Below are 9,782 nucleotides of genomic sequence, written 5' to 3' on the forward strand. Positions count from 1 at the left end.
CTCACAACTGGTTACCGAACGACCGTCTCAGCTGGCTGCGAGAGGCCGTCACGGCTGGTGGGGTGCGGTCTGCACTTATCACGGTACGCCGTGTCCGGCGCGCCCGTTTCCGGTCAGTCTTCGCCTTCCCCCTGGCGAGAGGCCGCCTCGGCCGCCTTCGCAGCCGCACTCCCCGGACGCTTCCGAGCCACCCAACCCTCGATATTCCGCTGCTGACCACGGGCCACAGCCAACGAACCGGGCGGCACATCCTTCGTGATCACCGAGCCCGCCGCGGTGTACGCGCCGTCCCCGACCGTGACAGGAGCCACAAACATGTTGTCCGAACCGGTACGGCAGTGCGAGCCCACGGTGGTGTGGTGCTTGTCCTGCCCGTCGTAGTTCACGAAGACACTCGCGGCACCGATGTTCGTGTACTCACCGATGGTCGCGTCACCGACATAGGAGAGATGAGGGACCTTGGTCCCTTCACCGATGGAAGCGTTCTTGGTCTCCACATACGTGCCGATCTTGCCCTTCGGACCCAGGCGGGTACCGGGCCGGAGATAGGCGAACGGCCCGACCGCCGCCTGCGCACCGACCTCCGCGCCGTCGGCGACGGTGTTGTCCACGCGCGCGCCCGCGCCCACGCGGGTATCGGTGAGGCGACTGTTGGGGCCCACCTCCGCGGCCTCCCCGAGGTGCGTGGAGCCGTACAGCTGAGTGCCGGGATACACGACGGCGTCCTGCTCGAAGGTGACGGTCACATCGACCCAGGTCGTCGCCGGGTCGATGACAGTCACGCCGGCCAGCATGGCCTGAGTGAGCAGCCGGTCATTGAGAATCCGGCGCGCCTCGGAGAGCTGCACGCGATTGTTGATCCCGGCGATCTCCCGGTGATCGCCGGCCACGGAGGCCCCGACCCGATGACCGGCCTCACGCAGAATCCCGAGGACGTCGGTCAGGTACTCCTCCCCCTGGGAATTGTCCGTACGGACCTTCCCCAGGGCGTCCGCGAGCAACTGCCCGTCGAACGCGAACACCCCCGAATTGATCTCCCGGATGGCCCGCTGCGACTCGGAGGCATCCTTGTGCTCGACGATCGCGGTCACGGCCCCGGAGACGCCGTCGCGCACGATACGGCCGTAACCGGTCGCGTCCGGCACCTCGGCCGTCAGCACGGTCACGGCATTGCCGTCGGCGGAGTGGGTGGCGGCGAGGGCCTGAAGGGTCTCACCGGTCAGGAGAGGCGTATCCCCGCATACGACGACCACTGTCCCGTCGACGGACCCGCCGAGCTCCTCCAACGCCATGCGTACGGCGTGCCCGGTGCCGTTCTGCTGCGCCTGCACCGCCGTGCGTACCTCGGCGTCGATCTCGGCGAGGTGCGCGGTGACCTTCTCACGGGCGTGGCCCACGACCACGACGAGGTTCTCGGGCTGCAACTCACGCGCGGCGGCGAGCACATGGCCCACGAGGGAACGGCCACAGATCTCGTGCAGGACCTTGGGTGTGGCCGACTTCATACGGGTGCCCTCACCCGCTGCGAGAACGACGACGGCTGCCGGGCGAATGGCGCTCACGGGGTTGCCCTTCGGCTTTGGATGGGTGGGGGTGACATCCGCAGGATACCGGGGGGTTTCGTGAGGGTTATGAGTGTGGGCCCTGACGGTGAGGGTCAGGGCCCGAACCAAGGTCTTGTGGGCTGTGGCTCCCCCGCAAGGATTCGAACCTTGTCCTGCTGGTACCAAAAACCAGTGTGCTGCCAGTTACACCACGGGGGACAGCGTCTCAGACCTTACCGGAGACGTGCGGCTGAGCCATCAACTATCCCGTTCCACCAGCCCTCGATGCGACGGTACAGATCGGCTCCTTGCCGCACCTTGATGCAGAAGCACCCTCGGTAGGCGTCCCCCGTGTTCTTGCGCACAGTTGTCGGATTGTGCTTTTTGAGTGTTGTCTTGCCTAGCGCCGATCTGTCGATGCCGACGAGGTCGGTCCAGTAGCGTTCGGCGGCGTCGATGTCTGCGGTCTCGTGGATCATGAGGCGGCAGTGCAGGCGGTCGCGCCCCACCTCAAGAAGATCCAGCCAGGCCAGGAAGACGGAGATCATTCCGGGGTCGCTGTTGACGAACTCCACGCTCTCGCGGCGAGCGTGCGGTTTGTCCTTCGTTCCCTCGGCCCAGTACAGGCCGACGCCCAGAAGAAACAGCTCGCGGTCCGACAGTTTGCCGATGTCTGCTGCGGCTGCCTCCTTGGTGGCCTGCCGTTCCCGGTCCTGTGAGGCGCGCAGTCGCGCGAGTCCCGCGTTCATTCGTGCGCGCTGCTCTTCCGGGGTGCATTTCGGCTCTGGGTGCGGCAGATCCCGCACCCAAAGTGACACCGAGCTCTTGGAGCAGCCCAGCTCGGCCTGGATCCGGTTGTACGTCCAGCCCTGCCTCCGCAACTCCCGGGCCCTCTCCCTCAGGTCGTCCTTCGCCCGAGGTCGCTTCGTCCATTCCGGAGGCGGTTCACCCTCGACGAGGCGCTGAAGGATCTCCTTGTTGTGTACCTGGAGCTCGTCGCGGATCTGCCGAAGGCTGTACCCCTGCCGCCGCAGCGCCACCGCCCGCTCCCGCAACCCCTCGAAGTCCGCGTACTTGCCATGTGAATGTGCCATGCGCATACCGTCCGACCGGAATCCGATCTTCCGGGGTCGAACGGTGAGCGATTCAGCAGTTCGAGGGATTTCGGGCCGTATCGTCGCCGTTCGGTCACGGAGTGTGGTGTAGGCCAGTCACGGAAACTCGCCGGAAATGGGGCGGCCGGCGCCCGTAGGCTGGAGGCATGACCACGACGGGGGAAGACGACACGACGGCCTCGGGAGGGCCGTGGTGGTGGGTGCGGCGGCGCGGTGCGGCGTTGGATGTGAGTCTGGCGGTGGTGTCGTCGGCGGAGTGCGCGGTGGAGGGGTATCCGTTCGCGCAGGACGCGGGGATTCCGGTGGCTGCGGGGATCGTGTTCGGGCTGTTGGCCGGTTCCGTGCTGGTGGTGCGGCGCCGGTGGCCGGTGGCGGTCGTGCTGGTGGCGATCGCGATCACGCCCGCGCAGATGGGTTTCCTGATGGGCATCGTCGGCCTGTACACGCTGGCGGCGTCGGAGTTGCCGCGGCGGATCATCGGGTCGCTGGCGGGGATGTCGCTGGTGGGGACGTTGATCGTGACGTTCGTACAGGTGCGGCAGGACATGGCGCGGGGGGAATTGACGATCGGGGACTGGTTTGTCCCGTTCGCATCGATCACGACGTCGCTGGGGCTGACCGCGCCGCCGGTTCTGCTGGGGCTGTACGTGGGGGCGCGGCGGCGGTTGATGGAGAGTTTGCGGGAGCGGGCGGACAGTCTGGAGCGGGAGCTTCAGTTGTTGGCGGAGCGGGCCGAGGAGCGGGCCGAGTGGGCGCGGAATGAGGAGCGGACTCGGATCGCGCGGGAGATGCATGACGTTGTCGCGCATCGGGTGAGTCTGATGGTGGTGCATGCGGCTGCGCTGCAGGCGGTGGCTCGGAAGGATCCCGAGAAGGCTGTGAAGAATGCCGCTTTGGTGGGTGACATGGGGCGGCAGGCGTTGACCGAGTTGCGGGAGATGCTCGGTGTGCTGCGCAGTGGGGACGGTGGCGTGGCGCGGCGGGAGGGTGTGCCGTTGGCGGCGGTGGGGGTGGCCGCTGCGGCGGCCGCGTCGCGGGTGGCTGATGACGAGGGTGCGGCGGACGGGCCTTGGCTGTCGGATCTGGAGGTGTTGGTGGGGCAGTCGGCGGCTGCGGGGATGGTGGTCGATCTGTCGGTGGAGGGTGATGCGCGGTCGTATGCGGCGGAGATCGAGCAGACGGCGTTTCGTGTGGTGCAGGAGGCGTTGACGAACGTCCACAAGCATGCGGCGGGGGCGAAGACGCATGTGCGGTTGGCGCATCGGGTGTCGGAGATCGCGATGCAGGTGGAGAACGAGCCGCCGGACGAGGTGTCGGCGTCGTCGGCGCGGTTGCCGTCCGGCGGTAATGGGCTGGTGGGGATGAAGGAGCGGGTTCTGGCGCTGGGCGGTGTGTTCGTGTCGGGGCCGACGGAGGCGGGGGGTTTTCGGGTGTCGGCGGTGATTCCGGCGTCGTGACCGTGTGGCCGGCCCGCGTGGTCGTCCTTGTCGCGGCTCGGTCGGCTCGGTCGGCTCGGTCGGCTCGGTCGGCTCAGTCGGCTCAGTCGGCTGTCAGGCGGGTGGGTTCTATGCCTGAGACGAGGGTGGCGAGGGCCTGGTCGAGGTTGGGGCCGAGGTACCAGTCGCCGGTGTGGTCGAGGGCGTAGACGCGGCCGTCGGTGTCGATGGCGAGGAGTGCCTGGGTGTCGGTTTCGGCGCCGAGGGGGCAGACCTCGGTGTCGAGGGCGCGTCCGAGGTCGCTGAGGGTGCGGGCCATGTGGAGGCCGTGCAGGGGGTCGAAGTGGAGGGCGGCGGGGGCGATCTGGCGGCCGGGTCCGGTCGGGGTGATGTGGAGGCCGCCGAATTCGGCCCAGGCTTCGACGGCGGCGGGGAAGACGGCGTGCCGGTGTCCGGCGGGTGAGGCGTGTTCGCGTAGGGCGTCGGCCCAGATCTCGGCCTGCTTTATGTCCCAGCGTCCGGGTTGCCAGCCGGCGGCGCGCAGGGCGGCGTCGACGGGTACGGGGAAGCGCGTGGTGGAGGTGCGGTCGGGGTGCATCTGCTCTTCGTTCGTCGGGTTCGCGGACCGGCGCCCGGTGGGCGCTGCCGTGCGGCTTTCCTTGCCGGGGGTGTGGGGGTCAGCCGTCTGTCGTCGTGGGGTCGACGATGCGGACGCCGAAGTGGGCGCTGAGGGCTGTGCAGGCGCGGCAGGGTGGGGCGAAGCTGCCGTGGAGTGGGTCGCCGTCCTCGCGGATGCGTCGGGCGGTGAGTTTGGCCTGCTTGAGTGCTTTGCGGGCTTCGCCGTTGGTCATCGGTTTGCGGGCGGCGCGTTTGCTGCGGGCGGCGTCGGCGGCGGTGATGTGGCGGGAGATGAGCGTGGTTTCGGCGCAGCGGCCGGTGAAGCGGTCGCGCCCGGCGCTGGGGAGGCGGTCCAGGAAGTCCTGGACGAGGGGGTGCAGTGTGGGGGGCTGGTCGCCGCGGGCGGCGGTGCCGGTGAGGGTGGCGCCGCGGACGGAGAGGGCGGCGGCGACGGTGGGGAGTATGCCGTCGCGGCGGTGGCGCAGGGCGGGGGCGTGCGGGGTTTCGGTGCTGCTCCAGCCGATGCGGGGATCGCCGGACACGGTTGCGGGCGTGCCTGGTGGCGGTGCGGCTTGTGGTCCCGTCTGCGTCGTGTTCATGATCGTTATCCCCTCCCCGAGCATCCCCCCGGCGGAGACAGACTGCCAAATGGCGTGGCTGGTGGGGAAGCTGGGCTTCGCGACACGCCCGGGTTTGGGCGGGCTGTCACGGCGGGGTGACGGCTGGTCACGGAAGCGGAGGGCCGCTGACCGGTGCCCGGTGACCGGTGTCGTCGTACCGCATAGGCTGTCCGCACCGCGATCCACGCGGTCACCGCGTGGAGTGAACACGGAGAGAAGTCGAGACGGAAGTCGAGTACGGAAGTCGAGACGGTCGAGACAGTCGCTACGGGGCGTAGTGAGCCAGAGTTGGTCGCTACGGGTCGTACAGAGTGCCGCAGGGGGCAACCGCCATGACGACAGGTCGGCTCGGGCAGCAAGCCGCGCCGCCGAACGCGGCCTACGCCGCGCAGGTCGTGCATTTCCCGGACCCGGTCCGGGCGGCCCGTCACCCGAGAGGGGTGCGGGTTGACGAGCGCGGCTACCCCGATTTCTCGCCGTATGCGCGTGCGGCCGCGGAGATCGCCGAGCCGCCGGAGGGTTTCGGGGTCGACGAGTTGCGGCTGACGGATTATGTGTCGGCGAACGCGGCGTTGGCGGCGAGCGGGCATGAGTTGTGGGACACGGTGCCGGCGGTGGCGACGCCGCACGGCTGGACGTGGCATCACGTGGTGGGTTCGCGGCGGCTGGAGTTGGTTCCGGTCGAGGTGAAGGCGTTGTTGCGGCATCACGGTGGGATCGCGGTGGCGCGGGTCGACCACAACAAGCGGGGCACGCGGCCGCTTCAGGAGACGCGTCCGGCGCATTTCGGGTTGCCGAAGTCGGGTGTGGCGGTGACGGAGTCGCAGGTGCAGGGGGTCGAGGAGGACCTCGGGTTCCGGTTGCCGGGTACGTACCGGTCGTTCCTGAAGGCGGCGGGCGGGTGTGCGCCGGTGGGCGCGGCGCTGGACGCGGAGTTGGGCCTGCTGGTGGACCAGCCGTTCTTCACGGTGCGGGACGAGGCGGCGGTCAATGACCTGGTGTATGTCAACAAGTGTCTGCGTGACCATCTGACCAAGGACTATCTGGGGGTCGGGTTCGTGCAGGGCGGGTTGCTGGCCGTGAAGGTGAAGGGCGAGCGGGCCGGTTCGGTGTGGTTCTGCGCGTACGACGATGCGCGGGACGTGGATCCGGCGTGGCCGCCGGCGGAGCGGGTGGAGCGGTTGCTGCTGCCGTGCGGTGAGGACTTCGACGCGTTTCTGTCCCGGCTGGCGGGCAATCCGCCGGAGTTGGAGACGGTGGCGAATCTGATGGTGGACGGTGGGTTCGCGCGTGCGGTGCCCGCGGATGCGGCGGCCTCTTCCGCGGGTTCTTCGGCTTCGGCGTCTTCGGTGGGGGAGTGAGCTTCGCGATGGTGACGTTCGCGCAGGCGCAGGAGCGTGCGGAAGAGTGGATCAACGGGGATGTGCCGTCGTACCAGCATCGTGAGGTGCGGGTGCGGGAGTTCGGGCTCGGGTTCGTGGTGTGGGCCGAGGACCGTGCGGAGGGGCCGCGTTCGGACGGGGGCGCGCAGCGGCTGGTGATCGCGCGGGACAGCGGGGAGGCCACGCTGTGGCCGTCGTTGCCGGTGGGTGAGGTGATTCGCCGGTACGAGGAGGAGTACGGCCGTCCGGACGGCGGGGCCGAGCCGGCGCCGGCGCCTGCGGCTCGGGTGGATCTGAATCAGACGTCGTTCTTGTTGACTCCGCCGGAGTGGTTGCAGGAGGCGGCGGACAAGTTGGGGATTCCGGATCGGCGGGGGGCCGGTGCGGCTGCTGCTTCCGGGGGCGGCGGTGGGTCGTCGTTGCCTGAGACGCAGGGTGGGGTGCCTGGATCCGGTGGTGCCGGGGCCGGTGCTTCGGCCACTCCTGCGCAGGGGGCTCCTGGTGCGTCGAGTGGCGGGCCGGCGCCCGCGACGCCGAGTGCGCCGGGGGCGCCCCCCGGGGCGACGCCCTGGGCCGGGACGGACACCAACGCGGACGCCGGTGAGGACCGTTCCGTGCCGCTGCCCGCGACCGTGTTCGCGCCGCCGCTGAGCGGCGCCGACGACGAGCAGGCGCCGCCCACGGCGACGCCGGACGCCAAGACGGCGCTGATGTCGGGCGGCAGCCAGCTTCCGCCGACGGCACTCGAGCCGGCGCTCGACGACCCGAATGCGCTGGGCGCGTCGGGTGGTACGCCGTCTTCGGGTGGTCCGGCTGGGGGTGCGACGCCTCCGCCTCCGTCTCCGTCGTCGTATGGCTATCCGCAGGGTGGGGGTGCGCAGGGTTCGCCGTCTTCGGGTGGTCCGGCTGGGGGTGCGACGCCTCCGCCTCCGCCGGGTGCGCCGTCGTACGGCTATCCGCAGGGGGCCGACGGTGGTGCGGGGGCGCCTCAGCCTCCGGCCGCGGGGGCCGGTGCGCCGGGGCGGCCGCTTCCGCCGCATGCCGAGGACATCGCCGATGCCGCGACGAGCAAGGCGGCGCCTCCGCCGCGGCGTGGGGGCGCGGGTGCGAACCCGCCGCCTCCGCCGGGCGCCCCGGGGGCGCCGGGCACGCCGGCGGGTGGGTACGTGCCGACGCAGCTCGTGTCGGCGTTTGGTCCCGAGGGCCCTGAGGGTCCCGGTTCGGGACCGGGGGCTCCGCAGGGGCCTGGGGCGCCCCAGGCCCCGGGTGCGCCGCACCCGCCTGGTGCGCCGAATACTCCGGGAGCCCCGAATCCTCCTGGTGCGCCGAACCCGCCCGGGGCCCCGGGCGCGCCCGGTGGTACGCCTCCGGGTGGTGTGCATCAGGCCGCCACGATGCTTGCGGATCCGGGGCGGATGGGTCCTGGTGGGGGCGTGCCGCAGCCTCCAGGCGCTCCTGGTGTGCCCGGCGCGCCGGGTGCGCCCAAGCCGCCCGGTGCTCCTGGTGTTCCCGGCGCCCAGGGTGCCCCCGGCACCCCCGGCGCCCCCCAGCCCCCGGGCGCCCCGGGCATGCCTGGTGCGCCCGGCGCGCCGCAGCCTCCGGGCGCCCCCGGTGCCCCCGGTTCGCAGGGCTCCTCCGGCGGTGCGCGAGGTGCCGTGCATCACGCGGAGACCGTGCTGGCCGCGCCCCCGGTGGGTGGCCCCGGCACGCCTCCTCCGCCGCACGCCCCCGGCGTACCGGGCACGCCTCCGCCGCCTCCGGGCCACGGGGCTCCCGGTATGCCTCCGCCCCCGGCCCCCGGCGCCCCTGGCATGCCTCCCGGCGCGCCCCAGCCGATGCCCCCCGGCGCGATGCCGCCCCCCGGCGCGATGCCGCCCCCCGGTGCGATGCCGCCGCCCGGGCAGCCCGTGCCCGGGCTGCAGCCGTCGTACGGCTACCCGCCCCAGCAGGGGCAGCCGACCGTCGGCCCCGGCTACCAGGCCGTACTGCGCTACCGCGCGCACGACGGTTCCGAGCAGCAGCTGATCCGGCGTTCGGCGCCGGGCACGCCGCACCCGGAGTGGCAGATCTTCCACGAGCTGCGCGCCATGAACGTGCCGCCGGACCAGGTCCTGGAGCTGCACACGGAGTTGGAGTCGTGCGAGCTGCCGGGCGCGTACTGCGCGCGGATGATCCGGGAGCAGTGGCCGCAGGCGCGGATCACGAGCATCGCGCCGTACGGCACGGATCACGCGAGCCGGCAGCAGGGCATGCGGCAACTGCTCGCCCATCAGGGCGAGTTGCACCAGGTGGCCGACGGGCCTGCCCGGCCGGCGCCCATCCGCGCCCCGCTTCCCCAGGTGCAGCCGACGCCGCCGATTCCGCCGGAGGGCGTGGCGCAGGAGCTGGCGGGGGCGTTCGGCCCGGGGCTCTTCCGGTTCGAGCAGGTGGCCGTGTCCCGGCAGGGCGTGCCGCCGGTCGTGGCGCACTCGCTGGTGGTGGCGGGGCTGCCGATGGACATGGGGCCGTTCTTCTGGGCGCAGGCCCAGCCGGGGCGGCCGGTGCCGACACTGGCGGAGCTGGCGGCCGAGCGCGGGGTGCAGCCGGCCTCGGACGCGGGCTCGTACCTCGTCATGGGCAGCGACTTCGGCAAGGCGATCTGTGTGCAGTACGGCACCGCCAACATCGTCGCCGTGCCGGTGGAGGCGGGGCCGGGCGGTGGGCCCGTGCCGCCGCAGTTCGTGAACACGGGGCTGCCCGAGTTCCAGCGGTGCCTGGCGCTGCTGGGCCGGATGTGGCGGCTCAGGTTCGGGCTGAACCAGGAGCAGGCGGGCCGGTGGACCGTCGACTTCCAGGCCCAGCTGGCCTCCCTCGACCCGGCGGCGCTCGGTTCCCCGGAGAGCTGGTGGTCGGTGCTGCTGGAGCAGATGTGGGACGGGTTGTTGTGAGACTTCCCCGCTGAGAGGTCCTCTGAGAAGTCCTCCGAAAGGGCCGGGGGCCGGCGTGGGGGCCCGGCGCGCCCCCGTGGCCGTCGTGGGGTGGGCGGAAAAAGCGGGGGGGGTGTGGGGGTTTTAAAAAAAACGAGCGA

Annotated in this window: 7 protein-coding genes and 1 tRNA gene; 3 read left to right on the forward strand and 5 right to left on the reverse strand. The window is 71.2% G+C overall.

Going from position 1 to position 9,782, the window contains the following annotated elements:
• Positions 1-113 precede the first annotated feature (113 nt).
• From glmU to ABT063_RS43725, 3 genes are all read right to left on the reverse strand, one after another.
• Complete coding sequence (gene glmU, locus ABT063_RS43715; protein WP_351066533.1) at positions 114-1,562, reverse strand: bifunctional UDP-N-acetylglucosamine diphosphorylase/glucosamine-1-phosphate N-acetyltransferase GlmU; 1,449 nt, start codon at positions 1,560-1,562, stop codon at positions 114-116.
• A gap of 125 nt (positions 1,563-1,687) precedes the next feature.
• Positions 1,688-1,763 (reverse strand) — tRNA-Gln (locus tag ABT063_RS43720).
• 14 nt (positions 1,764-1,777) lie between these two features.
• Positions 1,778-2,638: a hypothetical protein gene (locus ABT063_RS43725; protein WP_351066534.1), complete on the reverse strand. Its 861-nt coding sequence runs from the start codon at positions 2,636-2,638 to the stop codon at positions 1,778-1,780.
• 167 nt (positions 2,639-2,805) lie between these two features.
• Here ABT063_RS43725 and ABT063_RS43730 point away from each other — a divergent pair, with 167 nt between their 5' ends.
• The gene (locus ABT063_RS43730; protein WP_351066535.1) at positions 2,806-4,116 is read left to right on the forward strand and encodes a sensor histidine kinase; all 1,311 of its coding nucleotides are present in this window, start codon (positions 2,806-2,808) and stop codon (positions 4,114-4,116) included.
• 82 nt (positions 4,117-4,198) lie between these two features.
• Here ABT063_RS43730 and ABT063_RS43735 read toward each other — a convergent pair whose 3' ends face one another.
• Complete coding sequence (locus tag ABT063_RS43735) at positions 4,199-4,693, reverse strand: SUKH-3 domain-containing protein (protein WP_351066536.1); 495 nt, start codon at positions 4,691-4,693, stop codon at positions 4,199-4,201.
• A 79-nt stretch (positions 4,694-4,772) separates the two neighbouring features.
• Entirely contained in the window at positions 4,773-5,312 is a 540-nt protein-coding gene (locus ABT063_RS43740; protein WP_351066537.1) for a YwqJ-related putative deaminase, read from the reverse strand.
• Between the two features lie 353 nt (positions 5,313-5,665).
• Here ABT063_RS43740 and ABT063_RS43745 point away from each other — a divergent pair, with 353 nt between their 5' ends.
• Together ABT063_RS43745 and ABT063_RS43750 are read left to right on the forward strand one after the other, a co-directional pair.
• Positions 5,666-6,694 carry an SMI1/KNR4 family protein gene (locus tag ABT063_RS43745; protein WP_351066538.1) on the forward strand — a complete coding sequence of 343 codons (1,029 nt, stop codon included), beginning with the start codon at positions 5,666-5,668 and terminating at the stop codon, positions 6,692-6,694.
• Between the two features lie 8 nt (positions 6,695-6,702).
• Positions 6,703-9,642, forward strand: coding sequence for an SUKH-4 family immunity protein (locus tag ABT063_RS43750; RefSeq protein ID WP_351066541.1), 2,940 nt, complete (start codon positions 6,703-6,705; stop codon positions 9,640-9,642).
• Positions 9,643-9,782: the final 140 nt, after the last annotated feature.

It is taken from the genome of Streptomyces sp. NPDC002838 (genome assembly GCF_040295365.1).
Lineage (GTDB): Bacteria > Actinomycetota > Actinomycetes > Streptomycetales > Streptomycetaceae > Streptomyces.